The 16,666-nt window shown below is 72.9% G+C and carries 17 protein-coding genes; 4 read left to right on the top strand and 13 right to left on the bottom strand.

Annotated features, from left to right (window positions below; translation table 11 throughout):
• Positions 1–110: 110 nt before the first annotated feature.
• The 4 genes from AC060L_RS11655 to AC060L_RS11640 form a co-directional block, all read right to left on the bottom strand.
• On the bottom strand, positions 111–902 hold the full coding sequence (locus tag AC060L_RS11655) for an ATP-binding cassette domain-containing protein (RefSeq protein ID WP_483798578.1): 792 nt from the start codon (positions 900–902) through the stop codon (positions 111–113).
• 10 nt (positions 903–912) lie between these two features.
• The gene (locus AC060L_RS11650; protein ID WP_483798577.1) at positions 913–2,010 is read right to left on the bottom strand and encodes a sugar ABC transporter substrate-binding protein; all 1,098 of its coding nucleotides are present in this window, start codon (positions 2,008–2,010) and stop codon (positions 913–915) included.
• A gap of 118 nt (positions 2,011–2,128) precedes the next feature.
• Entirely contained in the window at positions 2,129–2,809 is a 681-nt protein-coding gene (locus AC060L_RS11645) for a transglycosylase SLT domain-containing protein (RefSeq protein WP_483798576.1), read from the bottom strand.
• Between the two features lie 143 nt (positions 2,810–2,952).
• Positions 2,953–3,990 (bottom strand): PP2C family protein-serine/threonine phosphatase, encoded by a 1,038-nt coding sequence (locus tag AC060L_RS11640; protein ID WP_483798575.1) that lies wholly within the window; start codon positions 3,988–3,990, stop codon positions 2,953–2,955.
• Between AC060L_RS11640 and AC060L_RS11635 the strand changes: the two genes are divergently transcribed.
• Both AC060L_RS11635 and AC060L_RS11630 read left to right on the top strand, forming a co-directional pair.
• A complete protein-coding gene (locus AC060L_RS11635; RefSeq protein ID WP_483798574.1) occupies positions 3,962–4,327 on the top strand; it encodes a hypothetical protein in 366 nt (121 codons plus the stop codon). The genes AC060L_RS11640 and AC060L_RS11635 overlap by 29 nt on opposite strands.
• 232 nt (positions 4,328–4,559) lie before the next feature.
• Positions 4,560–6,551 carry a putative Ig domain-containing protein gene (locus AC060L_RS11630; protein WP_483798573.1) on the top strand — a complete coding sequence of 664 codons (1,992 nt, stop codon included), beginning with the start codon at positions 4,560–4,562 and terminating at the stop codon, positions 6,549–6,551.
• A 56-nt stretch (positions 6,552–6,607) separates the two neighbouring features.
• Here AC060L_RS11630 and AC060L_RS11625 read toward each other — a convergent pair whose 3' ends face one another.
• From AC060L_RS11625 to AC060L_RS11600, 6 genes are all read right to left on the bottom strand, one after another.
• The gene (locus AC060L_RS11625) at positions 6,608–7,990 is read right to left on the bottom strand and encodes a DNA-3-methyladenine glycosylase 2 family protein (protein ID WP_483798721.1); all 1,383 of its coding nucleotides are present in this window, start codon (positions 7,988–7,990) and stop codon (positions 6,608–6,610) included.
• Positions 7,991–8,052: 62 nt separating this feature from the next.
• Entirely contained in the window at positions 8,053–8,712 is a 660-nt protein-coding gene (locus AC060L_RS11620) for an HAD-IA family hydrolase (RefSeq protein ID WP_483798572.1), read from the bottom strand.
• A 148-nt stretch (positions 8,713–8,860) separates the two neighbouring features.
• A complete protein-coding gene (locus tag AC060L_RS11615; protein ID WP_483798571.1) occupies positions 8,861–9,235 on the bottom strand; it encodes a hypothetical protein in 375 nt (124 codons plus the stop codon).
• A gap of 82 nt (positions 9,236–9,317) precedes the next feature.
• Positions 9,318–9,770: a roadblock/LC7 domain-containing protein gene (locus tag AC060L_RS11610; protein WP_483798720.1), complete on the bottom strand. Its 453-nt coding sequence runs from the start codon at positions 9,768–9,770 to the stop codon at positions 9,318–9,320.
• 34 nt (positions 9,771–9,804) lie between these two features.
• Entirely contained in the window at positions 9,805–10,827 is a 1,023-nt protein-coding gene (locus tag AC060L_RS11605; protein ID WP_483798570.1) for a DUF4388 domain-containing protein, read from the bottom strand.
• Complete coding sequence (locus tag AC060L_RS11600) at positions 10,824–11,207, bottom strand: hypothetical protein (RefSeq protein WP_483798569.1); 384 nt, start codon at positions 11,205–11,207, stop codon at positions 10,824–10,826. Before AC060L_RS11600 ends, AC060L_RS11605 begins: the two co-directional genes overlap by 4 nt.
• 433 nt (positions 11,208–11,640) lie before the next feature.
• Here AC060L_RS11600 and AC060L_RS11595 point away from each other — a divergent pair, with 433 nt between their 5' ends.
• A complete protein-coding gene (locus AC060L_RS11595) occupies positions 11,641–12,204 on the top strand; it encodes a DUF3515 domain-containing protein (protein WP_483798568.1) in 564 nt (187 codons plus the stop codon).
• A 49-nt stretch (positions 12,205–12,253) separates the two neighbouring features.
• Here the strand turns inward: AC060L_RS11595 and AC060L_RS11590 are convergent, their stop codons facing one another.
• Positions 12,254–12,547 carry a hypothetical protein gene (locus AC060L_RS11590; protein ID WP_483798567.1) on the bottom strand — a complete coding sequence of 98 codons (294 nt, stop codon included), beginning with the start codon at positions 12,545–12,547 and terminating at the stop codon, positions 12,254–12,256.
• A 138-nt stretch (positions 12,548–12,685) separates the two neighbouring features.
• Between AC060L_RS11590 and AC060L_RS11585 the strand changes: the two genes are divergently transcribed.
• The gene (locus AC060L_RS11585; RefSeq protein WP_483798566.1) at positions 12,686–13,966 is read left to right on the top strand and encodes a PucR-like N-terminal domain-containing protein; all 1,281 of its coding nucleotides are present in this window, start codon (positions 12,686–12,688) and stop codon (positions 13,964–13,966) included.
• 15 nt (positions 13,967–13,981) lie between these two features.
• Here the strand turns inward: AC060L_RS11585 and AC060L_RS11580 are convergent, their stop codons facing one another.
• Together AC060L_RS11580 and AC060L_RS11575 are read right to left on the bottom strand one after the other, a co-directional pair.
• The gene (locus AC060L_RS11580; protein WP_483798565.1) at positions 13,982–14,560 is read right to left on the bottom strand and encodes a PadR family transcriptional regulator; all 579 of its coding nucleotides are present in this window, start codon (positions 14,558–14,560) and stop codon (positions 13,982–13,984) included.
• 62 nt (positions 14,561–14,622) lie between these two features.
• Positions 14,623–16,644 (bottom strand): oxidoreductase, encoded by a 2,022-nt coding sequence (locus AC060L_RS11575; RefSeq protein ID WP_483798564.1) that lies wholly within the window; start codon positions 16,642–16,644, stop codon positions 14,623–14,625.
• Positions 16,645–16,666: the final 22 nt, after the last annotated feature.

Below are 16,666 nucleotides of genomic sequence, written 5' to 3'. Positions count from 1 at the left end.
GCCGCCCGGAGCCGCCGGCACCACTATCACTCATGCGCCCACCTCGCTACGCTCGGCAGGCGCTTCGCGCACGCGCATCCTCTTGATGATGAGCTCGCTCCGCTCGCTCATTACGACCCCTCCGTGCCGCGGGCCTGCCGGCGGGTCACGGCGTTGTCCGTGGCACCGGTGATGGCCGAGATGATCTGCTCCTGGGTGGTGTAGTTCCGGTCGAAGACGCCGTTGTTGCGGCCGAGCCGCAGCACCGCGATCCGGTCCGCGACCGCCATCACGTCCGCCATGTTGTGGCTGATCAGGATCACGCCGAGGCCCTGGTCGCGCAGCCGCTCGACCAGGTCGAGCACCTGTGCGGTCTGCTCGACGCCGAGGGCCGCGGTCGGCTCGTCGAGGATCACCACCTTCGGCGAGCCGATCAGCGAGCGGGCGATCGCCACCACCTGGCGCTGGCCGCCGGAGAGCGAGGCGATCGGGATCCGCACGCTCGGGATCCGGATCGACAGCGTGTCCAGCAGCGTCCGCGAGCGCTTCTCCATCGCGACCTCGTCGAGGATCCCGTAGCGGCGGATCTCGCGGCCGAGGAAGAGGTTGCCGACCACGTCGAGGTTGTCGCAGAGCGCGAGGTCCTGGTAGACGGTGGCGACCCCGAGCTGCTGGGCGTCCTGCGGCCGGTGGATCGTGACCGGCTTGCCCTCCCACTCGATCACGCCGTCGTCCGGCTGGTTGACCCCGGCGATCGCCTTGACCAGCGTCGACTTGCCGGCGCCGTTGTCGCCCACCAGGGCGAGCACCTCGCCGGCATTGACCTCCAGCTCGATGTCGGTCAGCGCCTGCACGGCTCCGAAGCGCTTGGAGACCCCGCGCAGCGCCAGCACCGGACGGCCGGTCGCCACGCTCTCGGTCACCGTGCGCCCCTTACTGGAGGCCGGCCGCGGTGCACGCGGAGGCGTAGTCGGGGGTGCAGATCTGGGCGACGGTGTAGAGGCCGTCGGCGACCACGGTGGTCTTGATGTTGTCCTTGGTCAGCACGATCGGGGTGATCAGCAGCGACGGCACGCTCTGGCCGCTGCCACTGGTGGCCGTGGTCGGCACCACGGACGGGGAGGGCGACTGGCCGTGCGCGAGCGAGACCGCCATCGCACCGGCGGCGTCCGCCTCCGGCTTGTACGGCTTGTAGATCGACATCGTCTGGGTGTTGATCAGGAGCCGCTGCACCGCGTCGAGCTGGGCGTCCTGACCGGTCAGCGGGACGCTCAGGTTCGCCGCCTTGATCGCGGTCGAGATACCGGCCGCCATGCCGTCGTTGGCCGAGTAGACGCCGACCACGTTGGACGGGCCGATCGCGGTGATGCCGGCGGCGGCCTCCTGGTTGGCGTTGTTCGGGTCCCAGTTCGGCGTGTCGTACTCCTTGCCGATCTTCAGCTTGCCGTCGATCGCGCTGTGCGCGCCGGCCTTGAACTCGGCGGCGTTCGGGTCGGTCGGCGAGCCGTTGATCATGATGATCTGCCCGGTGGACGCCTTGTCGCCGACCGCGGCCACCAGCGCCTGCCCCTGCAGCTGGCCGACCTTGTTGTTGTCGAACGAGACGTACGCGTCCACCGGCCCCTGCGCGAGCCGGTCGTAGGCGACCACCTTGACGCCCGCGTCGTGCGCCTTCTGCACCGAGGACTGGATCGCCTTGGCGTCCACCGCGTCCAGGATCAGCACCTTGTCACCCTTGGTCAGGGCGGTGTCGACCTGGGTCTGCTGCGTGGTCGCGTCCTGGTTCGCGTTGTAGTAGTCGATCGTGGCGTTCGGCGCCAGCGCCTTGATCTGCGCCTCGATCAGCGGCTTGTCGAACTGCTCGTACCGGGTGGTCTTGGTCTCCGGCAGCAGCAGGCCGATGGTCACCGCACCGCCCGACGAGCCGGACGACGCGGTGCTGGCCTTCTTGGCGCTCCCGCAGGAGGCCGCCCCGAGGACGACGGAGACGACGGCGGTCGCCACGGCCGCCCGGCGCAGAACGAGGTTCATAAAGGATGCCTCCCGGTTCGAGTCCACCCCCGGACTTCGAGTCTGCGAACCGGTGAGCGCCACCACGAGCCGGGCTGCTCCGAACGGGCCGTCAGCTACGCCGAACGGGCCGTCAGCCTCACTGCCCGGCTGTCAGTGCGGTGGCCGACTTGGCCCAGTTGGCGTGCAGCTCGTCCAGGTAGGCGCCGGCCGCCGAGCCGAGCGGCACGCCGCGGGCGAAGGCGAGCATGTTGCCGGCGCCGGCGTTGTAGCCGAGCGCGAGCAGCTCGTCCTGGGTGAAGGCGGCGGCGCGCTTGGCCGGCAGCTGGGCCGCCAGGTCGTGCAGGAACCAGGCGGCCGCCTGGATCGCGAGGTCCGGATCGTCCGGCAGCTCGTCCCAACTGCGGTTCGCGAAGCCGTGCGCGGCCTTGGTGTCGTCGAAGGCGGCCTTGTGCATGTTGGCTATGCCGAAGGCGGAGTCGGGCTTGAGCTTCTGCCAGGCCCGCTCCAGCGCGGGGTCGTGCGGCTTGTACGACTCGTTGTAGAGGATCGCCATCAGCAGCTGCGGATCCACCCCGGCCTGCCCGCCCCAGCTGCGCACCTGGGCGGCGAAGCGCGCGGGAGCATAGGCGTCGCCGGACGGCGACGGAGACGAGGACGGGGACCGCGACGCGGCCGGCGAACCGGATGTGCTCGGCGATGCCGATCCCGGCCCGGCCGCGGTCGGCGAGGCACCGTGCCCGGCCGCCCGCTGCTGCGACCCGTGCCCGGCGTGCAGAGCGAGCCCGCCACCCACCACCACGCCCAGCACCGTGGCCACCACCACGACTCCTCCGAGCTTGCGCCGCCCGCCCACCCTGTCCTCCGTCCGTCGGCCTGCCGTCCATCCTGCCTGACGGGCCTGCGGGCCTCGGGAACCGGTCTGCCGGTGAGCCGGTCTGCGGGTACGCCGGTGAGCCGGTCTCAGTCTTCCCGGCGGAGCGCCACGGTCACCATGTCGTCCTTGAAGCCCTCGGCCCACCGGGCCACGTCCCGCTCGACGAAGGAGACCGCGCGGTCCGGCGCCGGGGCCGGCCCACCACCGAACTGCGCGGTGAGCCGGGCGGTCAGCGGGTAGAAGACGCCGGCCTGGTCGGCGGCCTCGGTGATGCCGTCGGAGTACGCCAGCACCAGCGAGCCCGCCGGCAGCAGCCGCTCGACCTCGCTCTGCCCGGTGTCCACCGCGTCGTCCGGCGCCAGGTCGGCCAGCCCCAGCGGCAGGCCGAACGGCGCGTCCAGCGGCACCGCGCCGTCCGGCCCGAGCACCAGCGGCGGCGGGTGACCCCGGTTCAGCGCGCGCACCGTCGCCGGGCGGTCGATGGGGAACTCCAGCAGCACGGCGGTGACGAAGAGCTCGGGGTCCCCCGAGGTGCCGGTCTCCAGGGTCAGCGCCTGCTCGATCCGCGCCGCCACCCCGGTCAGGCTCGCCTGGGTCTGGACCGCCTCGCGGAACGTGGAGAGGACGGTGGAGACGGTCGCGACGGCGCCGGTCCCCTTGCCGCGCACATCGCCGACGATCGCGCGGACCCCGTGCGGCGTCAGCCGGATGCTGTACAGGTCGCCGCCGACCAGCGCCTCGGTGTCGGCCGCCCGGTAGAAGCCCGCGATCCGCACCGGCCCGAGCCGGCGCGGCAGCGGCCGCAGCAGCGCGCGCTGCGCCGCCTCGGCCACCGCCTGGACGTGCTCCAGCCGATGCTGCATCCGCTCCCTGGCGACCGAGAAGGCGACGCCCAGCATGTCCACCAGCAGCAGCGAGAACAGGTCGGCCCGGATCGGCGCGCTCCCGGGCGCACCGAGCCGGCCGTCGATCCAGAGCGCGATCAGCGTGGCCACGCTGACCCCGGCCACGATCGTGGTCCAGCGCCTGCCGTAGAGCAGCGCGGCGAGCGGGGTCGCGGCGCTGAGCAGCGTGGTGTACGAGTACACGACCGGCGTGGTCAGCTCCAGCACGACCGAGGCCACGATCAGCAGCCAGGGCAACGTCAGCGTCCAGCGCGGGGCCCAGGCCGCCGCAGGCACCGCGGCCGTGCGTGCCTGTGCCGGGTCCCCGGCCCCGGCCGGCTGCAGCCCGGCTCGCCCACTCGCTCTCCCGAACAGCTCCCGCACCGCAACAGGCTCACGCCCGCCGCACGCGCGGCCGACTCGCCGCACCGCAGAACCGGCCAGGACAACCCCATCGGCGCAGGCCCGCCCCGAGCTGCTCGACGCGGCCGGGTTCGCCGTCCAGGCCCGGCTGGTCCGCGAGCCGCAGCAGAGCGAACGCGTTCCGCAGGCCCAGCTGCTGGCGCGCAGGAGGTAGCACCGGGCAGGTAGCACCGGATCCTGCAGCCGACGGGAGCCGACAGATCATCAGGGGCCGTTCCGCACCGCGCGGACCGGCCCCTCTGCATGGGTGCGCACTGGCGACCGTTACGGAATTTTTATCAACAAGCCCATCACACCTGACGTATGACATGTGCAATGGTACAGCGTCCGCCGACCGGACCGGCGAGGGCCGCCGCCCCCGCCGAACACCGAGAAGGGAACCACCTGTGACCGCAGCACCCACGGGAGCGCCGCGCCGGGCGAGGCTTTTCGCCTCCGCGCTGCTCTCCCTCGGGCTGGCACTGGCCGGAGTCTCCGGAACAGCCGCCTCTGCACAGGCAAGTGACATATCGTCGGCCGGGACCTCGCCGGCCGACCCGCACCCGGCCTCGGCCGGCTGGGTGCAGACCCATGGCACCTGGGTCCAGCTCCAGCCGGGCCACCCGCACGCCGCCGCGAACGCGCTCACCGCGTCGAACGCCGCGAGTGCTGCCGGTGCCGGCACCGGCAGCGCGGTGCACCCGAACTCCGATCCGGCCCCCGGCCACAACATCGTCCCGGTCAACAACTCCCAGCCGAACATGGTCTACAACGGCGGCCAGGACTCGGTGGGCGTCACCTCGGGACCACCGAAGGTCTACATCGTCTACTGGGGAAACCAGTGGGGCACGGCCGGCCAGGACGCCCAGGGCCACACCACGCTCTCCAACGACCCTGACAGCGCCGCCCCTTACCAGCAGGACTTCTTCAAGGGCCTGGGCAGCAACGGCGACGCGTGGAGCGGCGTCATGACCCAGTACTGCGAGAACGTCGCGAAGGGCAGCAGCAGTTGCCCGGCCGACGCGCCGCACGTCGGCTACCCGCAGGCCGGCGGCGTGCTCGCCGGCGTCTGGGTGGACAACGACGCGGCCGCTCCGCAGCGGGCCACCGAGCCGCAGATCGCCGCCGAGGCGGCCGCCGCCGCGAAGCACTTCGGCAACACGACCGAGGCGCAGAACCGGAACGTGCAGTACGTGGTCACCACCGCGCAGGGCATGGACCCGGACAGCTGGCACGAGCTGAATACCTGGTGCGCCTGGCACACGTTCGAGCGCTCCAGCTACGGCACGCTGGCGTACACGATCATGCCGTACCTGACCGACTACAAGTACTGCGGCACGAACTGGATCAACCCCGGTCCGCGCGGCAGGCTGGACGGCTACTCGATCCTGGGCGGCCACGAGTACGCCGAGACGATCACCGACCAGAACGCGATGGGCGGTTGGATCGACCAGGCAGGCCAGGAGAACGGCGACAAGTGCGCCTGGATCACCGAGGGCACACCGGGCGGGCTGTTCAACCTGCAGCTCTCCACCGGTGCGTTCGCGGTGCAGACCACCTGGGACAACGACAACCACACCTGCTCCGGCTCGCACCCGATCGTCGCGAACAAGCCGCTCGTGGTCAGCACCATGTGCGACCGCACCGCGCCACCGGGCAAGGTCGTCGACCTTCCGGTGATCGCCTCCGACACCGCGTCGAGCAAGCTCAGCTACCGTGCGAGCGGCCTGCCGCACGGCCTGTGGGTGGAGCCGCGCACCGGTGAGATCCGCGGCCGGACGAACGACACCGGCTACCACGACATCACCGTGACGGTCCGCGACGACCACGGCAACCAGGCGTCCACGCAGTTCTGGTACGGGTTCTTCTCGACCGGCGAGTACGGCTGCCTGGGCCTGGAGCAGATCGTCGACCCCGGTTTCGAGGTTCCGACCGACGCCAAGGGCAACTACCCCGGCTGGTGGTCGCAGTCCTCGCCCGGCATCATCACCCAGTCCACCGCGTACCAGCCGCACTCCGGCCTCGGCTACGCATGGCTCGGCCACAGCGCCGCGCAGGACGACTCGCTCTCGCAGGGCGTGGAGACGACCCCCGGCTACACCCGGGCCTCGCTCTCCTTCTGGCTGCACGTGGACTCGGCCAACACCTCGGCCGACCCCAAGTCCCAGGACACGCTCTCGCTGGAGCTGGACGACCAGTACTCGGGCAAGCAGATCGCGGTGGTCAAGACCTGGACCAACCTGGACGCGACCAGCGGCTACGTCCCGGTCTCCCTCGACCTGACCCCGTACGTGGCATCCGAGTTCGGCTCCACGGTGATCCTCAAGTTCACCTCGCACGAGACCGGGAGCGCGCAGACCGCGTTCCTGATCGACGACACCTCGGAGCACCTGAGCTGACGGTGCCTCACCAGGCCGCTCCTCGGGAGGAGTTCTCCTCCCGAGGAGCGGCCGACTCAATCCGCCGTCGTCAGGTACTGCGCCGCGTAGCTGCGCCACGGGCCCCACTGCGGCGCACCGGCGGCCGGGCCGAACGCCACGTCCGGATCGCCCAGCGCCCGCATCCGGATCTCGGCGACGGTCTGCGCACCGATCCCCGGCAGGCCAAGCAGCACCTGCTCGGCCTGCTCCCGGTCCGCCCCCGGATCCAGCCGCAGCCGACCGGCCACCAATGCCCGGCACAGCTCCCGCACGGCCTCGAAGGGCTCGACGGGAAAGTCGGGCAGGGCGACTTCTGTGTTGAGCTTGGCGTCCGCGAGGGTCGCTGCCCGGGGGAAGGTGTGCGTCAGTGTCCCGCTCGGTGTCGGCAGCGGGTCTCCGTAGGCCGCCAGCAGGGCTGCGGCGGCCGGGCCCGGGCCCAGGACCGCGCGGATCGCGAACTCCTCCGGGTCCGCCGCGCCCGGCACCCGCAGGCCCGGGTGGGCGGCGACCAGCGGGGCGAGCCGCGGGTCCGCGCCGAGGTGCTCGGCGACGGCGAAGGGGTCCGCGTCCAGGTCGAACAGGCGGCGCAGGCGCTGGGTCGCCGTGGTCAGGTCACGCAGGTCGGTGAGCTGGAGCCGGCAGTCCAGCCAGCCGTGCCCGAGGACCTCGCTGACCTCGGCCACCCCCGTGCCCTGCGGCAGGCACAGGGTGCGCCGGTAGCGGCGGGCGCCGCGGCTGCCGGTGACCTCCTCGATGCCCGGCAGTGCGTGGCGCTGCAGGTGGTCGAAGACCTCCGCGACCGCGTACGGCTCCCGGTAGGCCAGCCGCAGCGGCACGCCGGCACCGTCGAGCCGGGCGGCGCGCCCGGTACGGGCGGCGCGCAGTTCGGTGGGCGTTGCGGCGTAGATCTCACGGACGGTGTCGTTGAACTGCCGCACGCTGGCGAACCCGGCGGCGAACGCGATCTCGGTGACCGGCAGCTCGGTGCTCTGCAGCAGGATCCGCGCGGTGTGCGCGCGCTGCGCCCGGGCCAGCGCGATCGGGCCGGCCCCGAGCTCCGCGGTGAGCTGGCGCTGCACCTGCCGGGAGCTGTAGCCGAGCCGGTCGGCCAGGCCCGCGACGCCCTCGCGGTCCACCACGCCGTCGGCGATCAGCCGCATCGCGCGGCCGACCAGGTCGGCGCGGATGTTCCAGTCGGCCGAGCCGGGCACCGCGTCCGGCCGGCAGCGCCGGCAGGCCCGGTAGCCGCTGCCCTGGGCGGCCGCGGCGGTCGGGTAGAACGTGACGTTCTGCGGCTTGGCGGTGGTCGCGGGGCAACTCGGGCGGCAGTAGATGCCGGTCGTCGAGACCGCGAAGAAGAACTCGCCGTCGAACCGCGCGTCGCGGCTGCGCACGGCCTGGTAGCGGCTGTCCTCGATGTCTGTTCCGAGGTCTGTTCCGAGGTCTGTTCCGGCGGTTGCTGCGGTTGCTGCGGTGCTGGTCACTCCCCCACTGTGCGTCCGGCCGGGGCGGATCGCCAGCGGCTTTCGGACACCGCGCTCAGCGCTGCCCGCAGGCCGGCCGGGTCGCGGTAGTGGTGGCCCGCCATGCCGAGTCGCTCGGCGGCCGCCACGTTCTGCGCCGCGTCGTCCACGAAGAGGCACTCGGCCGGCTCGGCGCCCGCCGCCCGGGCCGCGACCGCGTAGATCCGCGGGTCCGGCTTGGCCGCGCCGACCTGCGAGGAGTTGACCACCGCGTCCAGGCTGGGGAGCAGGCCGAGCGCGGCGAGGTCGGCGTCGAGCCGGCTGGTGGCGTTGGAGACGAGGACGATCGGGATGCCCGGACCGGCGGCCCGGGTGGCGGTGAGCAGCGCGAGCACCTCGCGGTCCAACTCGCCGATCCCGGCGCTCCAGTCCCGGACCAGCGCGGCGGCCCGCTCGGCGGTGCCGCTGACCGGGATCAGATCGTGGGCCACCGCCGCCCGCCACTGCTCGTCGGTCACCGCGCCGGTGATCGCGGGATCCAGCCGCTGCGGCGCGAACGCGGCCCGGAACACGCTGCCGGGCGGCACGGCGTGCAGGCGTTCCACCCCCGCCAGCACGGCCGGGTCCCAACGGCGCAGCACACCGTCCAGATCGCACAGCACCGCACGGATCACCACGGACGTCTCCCCCTGTCGTCAGCCTGAGCTCGTTGTCAGCCGAGCGCTCAGCTTAGCCAGCAGGGCCAAGCCGCCCGCGCGCGCAGTCGCGGAGCGGGGCCTCCCGGACGGTGAGTCCTGGAGGCCCCGCTCACCGGGCGCGGGCCGCTCAGACCTCCAGCTCGTTCTCGATCTTCGCCAGCTGGTGGCGCGCCATGGCGAGGTTCGCCCGGCGCTTGTCCAGTGCCAGGTAGAGGAAGAGCCCCTTGCCGGTGCGGCTGGTGAGCGGGCGGATCAGGTGGTACTGGCTGGTCAGCGAGATCAGGATGTCCTCGATCGCCTCGTTCAGGCCGAGCATCTCCATCGTGCGCATCTTGGCGCGCATCACGTCGGTGTTGCCGGCGGCGGCGACGGTGAGGTCCAGGCCCCCGGCGCCGTCCACGGTGCCCAGCGCCATGCCGCTGCCGTAGTCCACCAGAGCAGCGCCTATGGCGCCCTCCACGGTGCCCATTGCCTGGCGGAGCGCGGTGTCGACGTCGGTCATGGAAATCTCCAATGGTCGGTGGATGGTTGGTGGTTCGGAAGCGGTTCGGTAGCGAGAAAGGTTCGGGGGACTGTTCGGGTGGCTACTTGCCAAGGCGGTCGAGGCCGCCGCCCGGCGGTGCGAGGCCGCCGGCCACCAGCTCGCCGACCCGCTGGGCGGACCGGCGGGCCTCCAGGTGCAGGCGGCCGATGCTCACGTCGGGATGCGAGAGGAGGGTGAGCACGCAGATCGAGCCGGCGGCGTAGGTGGCCACGTAACCGTGCTCACCGCGGACCACGGACTCGCGGAACTCGCCCTGTCCGGTGGCATCGGCCAGCCGCTGGGCGACGCCGAGGGTGGCGGCGGTGAGCGCGGCGAGACCGGACGGTTCGGTGTCGTGCGTGTCGTGCGCCAGCAGCAGGCCGTCCACGCTGGCCACCAGACCGCCCGCCAGATGGGGGACGCGGTGCCGCAGCGCGCGTAGCTCGGCCAGCAGCGAGTTCTCCAGAGCGTCCATCTGCCTCCTTCCGACGCGCTGCTTGATCCCCCGCCTCATGGCCATGCGGGCGGGGCGGCGGGCGGAGCGGATATCAAAGTCGGGCCTCCAGTGCGGTTTTGACCCGGAGCAGCAACGCGACGTCCGGGTCGGGGACGGACAGCGGGCTGGCCGCTGCAGATGCGGGGTGGGCATTCGGTACGGGCTGCGCGGGGTGGCCCAGGGGCGCGGAGCGAGTCGGCTGCGCCGGGTGCGCGGTTTCCACCGGGAGCGCCGCCCCGCGCACCCGGCGCGGCAGCCCGCCAGGAGCGACATCCGGCACACCCACTCCCGCACCCGCACCCGCGCGGCGCAGGGCGGTGGCGGTGCGGTGGCCCAGCGGGGTGCCGGTGGCCGCTTGGGCCGGGACGGCCGGGGTGGCCACCGCGCCCGCTGCGGCGAGCCGGCGGACCTCCACCGTGGTGGCGAAGGCGGAGCGTCCCAGCAGGCAGGCGAGGTCCGCCGGGGTCCTGCGGCCGTCCGCGAAGTCGAGCAGTTCACGTTGGCGGGCGCTGCACCGGGCGCCGGCCCGCGCCGGGAGGGTGCAGCGCACCACCGGCTCGGTGTCGATCTGCGGCCAGGGCCAGATCCGCTCCAGCAGGTCCCGGCGCCGCACCGTCTCGCGGCGCAGCCGGCGCGGGCTGACCGCGCTGACCGGGCCGAGCCAGTGCAGCACGCCGGGCTCGAAGCGGGTGACCCGGGAACGCGCGCTGAGTGCGAGGTACGCCGCGTCGTACAGCGCGCCGAGGTGGCAGATCTCCAGCTCGCCGCGGGTCAGGAAGCCCTGTTCGACGAGCATCTCGCCGACCCGGCGCTCCGGGCCGTAGCGGTCCAGGGTCTGCTGCCAGGCGGCGGCGGGCAACCGGCCGCTGGTGGTGAGCAACCGGGCCAGGTCCGGGCACTGCGGGCTCTCCGCGTGCACGACCGCGCCGTCCTCCAGGTAGACGGTGCCGGTCGCGGTGTGCAGCGCGCCGGTGGCCCGCCGGTCGGCCAGCCGCTCGGCGGTCTCGCCGGGTGGCTGCCAGGCGTGCACCGGCGGCTCGACCCGGTCCGTCGGCGACCTGGTCGGCAGCGTCATCCGAGCACCAGTTCCTCGGCCAGCGCCTGGAGCCGGAACCGGGCCACGGCCAGATTCGCGTCGGCGCGATCCAGCCACAGGTGCAGCACGAGCCGGCTGTCGAAGACCGTGCCGACCAGGCAGAGCAGGTGGTAACTCCCGTTACTGGTGAGGATCAGGTCGCCGAGCGGCAGCCGGGGGTCGCTCCGGTCGGCGAAGCTCAGGCTCTCCGCCGCCGCCCGGACCAGGTCGGTCGCCTCGGCGGCGGTCGCCTCGTGGTCGCCCGCGGGACTGGCCCCGGCGGTGCCGAGCGCCAGCCCGCTGCCCCAGTCGAGGAGGCTCACGCCCCGTGCGCCGGCGATCCTCATCGCCTCGGCAAGGCAGTCGTCGATACCCGGCACACGGTCTCCTTCGGAGGTTGGCAGGGGGAGTTGGCAGCGGACCTGGCAGTGGACATGGCGGTGGACACGGCAGCACGGACCGCTACGTCGCGTTGCTTTTCTGCCACGGAAGGCTACTGAGGGCGGCATGTGCTACGAAAATGCCATCGGCATATTTACGGCTTCAGCGCTGCTTTCCAGCCAAACTCAAAAAGTGGGCACGGGAGCCGGTACGACCCCGGCCCCGGGTGATTCGTGTCCCCCGACCGCTCCACAACGGCCCACCTGGTATGCCTGGTTGACTGGTTCCGGCCGTTACCACTTGCGGATCAGGCCGGACACCGGGAGTCGATCCAGCGGACTTCCGGCGCTCGGACCGGCGAAATCCAGCAACGGACCGCACCACCGCCCACCTCCGCCCGGCCCGCTCAGGAGCTGCGGCTACGATCGACCGGTGCCCCGATTCGAACGTCCGATCCGCGCCCTGAAGGCGCTGCCCGCACCGGTCCGGTGGCTGGCCGCGCCGGTGGGGCTGCTGGCCTGCACGGGTGCCGTGCTGCTGGGCGGCACGACCTGGCAGCCGCCGGTCACCGCGCCACACCCGGACCCGAAGGCGGCGGGCTACTGCGCGGCGCTGATCCGCTCGCTGCCCGCCACCCTGCAGGGCCACCCGCGCGCGGACCCGGCCGGCTCGCCGTACGTCGCCGTCTGGCAGAGCGCGCCGCGCACCGTGCTGCGCTGCGGAGTGCCCCGGCCGGCCTCGCTGAACGTCCTGCGCAACCAGGAGTCGATGGGGCCGAACGTCGACGGCGTCCAGTGGTACCTGGAGAAGGACGGCCACGGCGGCTACCGCTTCACCACCACGCTGCGCGCGACGTACGTGGAGGTGGCCGTTCCGGCCGGGGCGACCCGCTACCCCGCCGACGCGCTGGGCGCGGTGTCGCAGCAGGTGCAGACCACGATCCCCGACCTGAACGGCCAGTTCACCACGGCCCAGTCGGACGATCAGAGCGGCTGAGCCCCGTCCTGACCTTCCCGGAGCCAGTCCGAGAACGACTGGGCTCCGGTCACCTCGGGCCGGTCGATCGACAGCGCTCCCCCGCGCAGCGCCCGGCCGAACGCGTTCGGCAGCCACAACGGCAGCACCGGTGCCCGGCGCCGGGCCGCTCGGCGACCCCGGCGACCGGGCGCATCGGCGCACGCGGGATCGGCAGCACGCCGGAGCGCGCGATGGCGGCCAGCGTCGCGGCGAAGAACTCGTGGAACTGGGTGGCCCGGACGATCGTCCACGGCACCGGCCCCTGCTCATCGGCGACGGGTCGGCCGAGCATGCCCGTTCCCCCGGCAATGGCGATCCTCATGGGTTTCATCCTCATGCCGATGGGACAGCGCGGCGGAACGGGCGGTGGGCTACGAGGCACATTGACTCGCCGGTAACATCGCCCCATACTCGCCATCAGTCGTCATCAGTACGGCTGTTGGGAGCGAACGGGGGGTTCATGGCCGGCCCGTGGAGCAGTCTGCCGAGAAATCTCGCCGGTGAACTTCGCCGCGAGCGCCAGGCCGTCGCGCTGGAGATCATCAAGGAGATCCGCAGCCAGGTGCCGGAATTCTCCCGGCCGCTGGCCGGCAAGTTCGGCGCCGGGATCCAGCACGGCGTGGAGACCGCGCTGGAGGAGTTCGCGGACCTCATCGACGGCACCCGCGCGCCCGCCTCCGAGCAGCTCAGGACCGAGCGGCTCAAGGTCTACCGCGCGCTCGGGCGCGGCGAGCTCCGCGAGGGCCGCAGCCTGGACGCGTTGCAGGCCGCGTACCGGCTCGGCGCCCGGGTCGCCTGGCGGCGCTACGCGCGGGTCGCCCGCCGGGCCGGGCTCGGCACCGACGGCATGGTGGTGCTGGCCGAGGCGGTGTTCGCCCACATCGACGAGATGGCCGCCGCCTCCGTCCAGGGCTATGTGGCCGCCCAGGCCGACGAGGCCGGGACGCTCGGCCGCCGGCGCCTTCGGCTGCTGCACCTGCTGGTCGGCGGCGGCGAGCCGGGCGAGGTCGCCCAGGCGGCCGAGGCGGCCGACTGGCCGCTGCCGCCCGAGCTCGCCTGCGTCGCGCTGGGGCCGCCGCTCGGACCACCGGGCGGCCCGGCGCCCGACGCACGGCCGGACCGCTCGGACCGCTCGGCCGAGTCGCTGCTGCCCGGACCGGTGCTGGCCGAGCTGGAGGCCGCCGAGCCCTGTCTGGTGCTGCCCCGGCCGGACGTGCTGCTGCGCGACCCGCAGCTGCGGCAGGTGCTGCGGGAGCGGCACGCGGTGATCGGCCCGACCGTCCCGCCCGCACTCGCCGCCGACTCACTGCGCTGGGCCCGGGCGATGCGCGCCCACCTCCCGCTCTCGGGCACGGCCGAGGCGGGTGAGACGGGTGAGAAAGGTGAGGCGGACGAACCGGTCGCGTGCGACCGCCGGCTCGCCGACCTGCTGCTGCTCGCCGACGAGCCGCTGGTCCGGCTGGTCGCCGCCCGCCGACTGGGCCCGCTGGACGCGCTGACGCCCCGACAGGCCCGGCGCCTCGCCGACACGCTGCTCGCCTGGCTGCAGACCGACCGCGGCAGCGCCCCCGAACTCGCCGCCCGGCTCGGCGTCCACCCGCAGACGGCACGCCAGCGCCTGCACCAGGTGCAGCAGCTGTTCGGCCCGGACCTCACCGACCCGGACGCCCGCTTCGAGCTGGAGGTCGCGCTGCGCGCCCGCGCGCTCTACGGACCGGAGCCCGCCGAGCAGCAGCCCTGAGCCCGGGCTCGCTCGCTACGGCTGGGGCGCCGCGGAATCCTGGGGTGCCTGGGATTCCTGGGAATCGGCCAGCTCGGCAGCAGTCTCGGTCAGCCACTGGATCCAGAAGCTCTCCAGCCCGATCCCGGCCAGCAGCACCCGGTGCTGGAGCCGCAACCGAGCGTCGGCAGCCAGCCGCTCGGCCCCGAAGTCGCGCCGCTCGATCTCCTGGTACTGCGCCAACTGCTCTTCATGCAACGCCACTTGGCGGTGCAACTCGTCAACCATGCGATGCCCGCCGACCACCGCGGCGGCGCGCAGCCGGAGCACCAGCGCGTCCCGCAGCGGCTTCGGATCCTGGCTCTCGCCGACCCAGTCGACCAGCGCCGCCCGGCCCTGCGGCAGCACCTCGTACTCCTTGCGCTGTCCCCGGCTCGGCGGCTGCGGCACCGGCCGGATCAGCCCGGACTGCTCCAGCTTCGCCAGCTCGCGGTAGATCTGCTGGTGCGTGGCGGGCCAGAAGAACCCGATCGACTTGTCGAACCGCCGGGTCAACTCCAGCCCTGAGGAGGGCTTCTCCAGCAGGGCGGTGAGGATGGCGTGCGGCAGCGACATACCGGCAATCCTAGGCGCTGTCGTCCGAGCCGAGCGCCCGCCATCCTCACCCCATCAGGGCCTCAGAGCGCGGCGGCCAGCCGGGTGCCCTGGTCGATCGCCCGCTTGGCGTCCAGCTCGGCCGCGACGTCCGCGCCGCCGATCAGGTGCGGCTCGACCCCGAGCGCGCGCAGCCCCTCGACGAGCTCGCGGCGCGGCTCCTGCCCGGCGCAGAGCACCACGGTGTCCACCGGCAGCAGCTGCGGCTCGCCGTCCACCGTCAGGTGCAGGCCGGCGTCGTCGATCCGCTCGTACGAGACGCCCGCGACCATGGTGACGCCGCGGTGCTTGAGCTCCGTGCGGTGGATCCAGCCGGTGGTCTTGCCGAGGCCGGCGCCGACCTTGGTGGACTTGCGCTGGAGCAGGTGCACGCTGCGCGGCACCGGGCGGCGGACCGGCTTGGTCAGCCCACCGGGGGTGCTGTGCTCGGCGTCCACGCCCCACTCGGCGAGGAAGGCCGGCAGGTCCTGGCTGGCGGACTCGCCGGACTGGGTCAGGTACTCGGCGACGTCGAAGCCGATGCCGCCGGCGCCGACGATCGCGACCCGCTCGCCGACCGGCGCCTTGTCGCGCAGCACGTCCAGGTAGTTGACCACGCTCGAGTGGTCGCTGCCGGGGATCTGCGGGTCGCGCGGGGTGACGCCGGTGGCCAGCACCACCTCGTCGAAGCCCTCGGCCGCCAGGCTCTCGGCGGTCACGCTGGTGGCGAGCCGCAGCTCGACCCGGTGCTGCGCGAGCTGGTGCCGGTAGTAGCGCAGCGTCTCGTTGAACTCCTCCTTGCCGGGCACCTGGCGGGCGATGTTGAGCTGCCCGCCGATCTCGCCGGCCGCGTCGAAGAGCGTGACGGCGTGGCCGCGTTCGGCCGCCGAGACGGCGAAGGCCAGACCCGCCGGGCCGGCGCCGACGACGCCGATCCGCTTGCGCAGCCGGGTCGGGGCGAGCACCAGCTCGGTCTCGTGGCAGGCGCGCGGGTTCACCAGGCAGGAGGTGATCTTCATGCTGAAGGTGTGGTCCAGGCAGGCCTGGTTGCAGCCGATGCAGGTGTTGATCGCCTCCGGCGTGCCGGCGGCGGCCTTGGCGACGAAGTCCGGGTCGGCCAGCATCGGGCGGGCCAGCGAGACCATGTCGGCGCTGCCGTCGGCGAGCAGCTGCTCGGCCAGCTCGGGGGTGTTGATCCGGTTCGCCGTCACCAGCGGGATCGAGACCGAGCCCATCACCTTCTTGGTGACCCAGGCGAACGCGCCGCGCGGCACCGAGGTGGCGATGGTCGGGATCCGCGCCTCGTGCCAGCCGATGCCGGTGTTGATGATGGTCGCGCCGGCCGCCTCGATCGCCTGCGCGAGCTGGACCACCTCGGCCAGCGTGGAGCCGCCGGGGACCAGGTCGAGCATCGACAGCCGGTAGATCAGGATGAACTCCGGGCCGACCCGCTCGCGCACCCGCCGGACGATCTCGACCGGGAACCGCATCCGGTTCTCGTACGAGCCGCCCCACTCGTCGGTGCGCTGGTTGGTCTGCGCGGCGATGAACTCGTTGATCAGGTAGCCCTCGGAGCCCATCACCTCGACGCCGTCGTAGCCGGCCAGCTTGGCCAGCTCGGCGCAGCGGACGAAGTCCTCGATGGTCTGCTCGATCTGCTCGGCGGTGAGCTCGTTCGGCACGAACGGGCTGATCGGCGCCTGCACCGGGCTCGGCGCGACCAGCTCGGGGTGGTAGGCGTACCGGCCGAAGTGCAGGATCTGCATCGCGATCCGGCCGCCGGCGGCGTGCACGGCCTCGGTGATCTGCCGGTGCTCGGCGGCCTCCGCCTCGGTGCTGAGCTTCGCGCCGCCGGCCCACGGGCGTCCGGCCTCGTTCGGCGCGATGCCACCGGTGACGATCAGGGCGACGCCGCCGCGCGCGCGGGTGGCGTAGAACTCGGCCATCCGCTCGAAGCCGTCCGGCGCCTCCTCCAGGCCCACGTGCATGGAGCCCATCAGGACCCGGTTGGGCAGGGTGGTGAAGCCCAGGTCGAGCGGGCTCATCAGGTGGGGGTAGGCGCTCATCCGGCAGTCTCCTCGCGCAAGG

It is taken from the genome of Kitasatospora sp. NEAU-69 (assembly GCF_057158765.1).
This window is presented reverse-complemented; position numbering and strand designations above follow the sequence as displayed.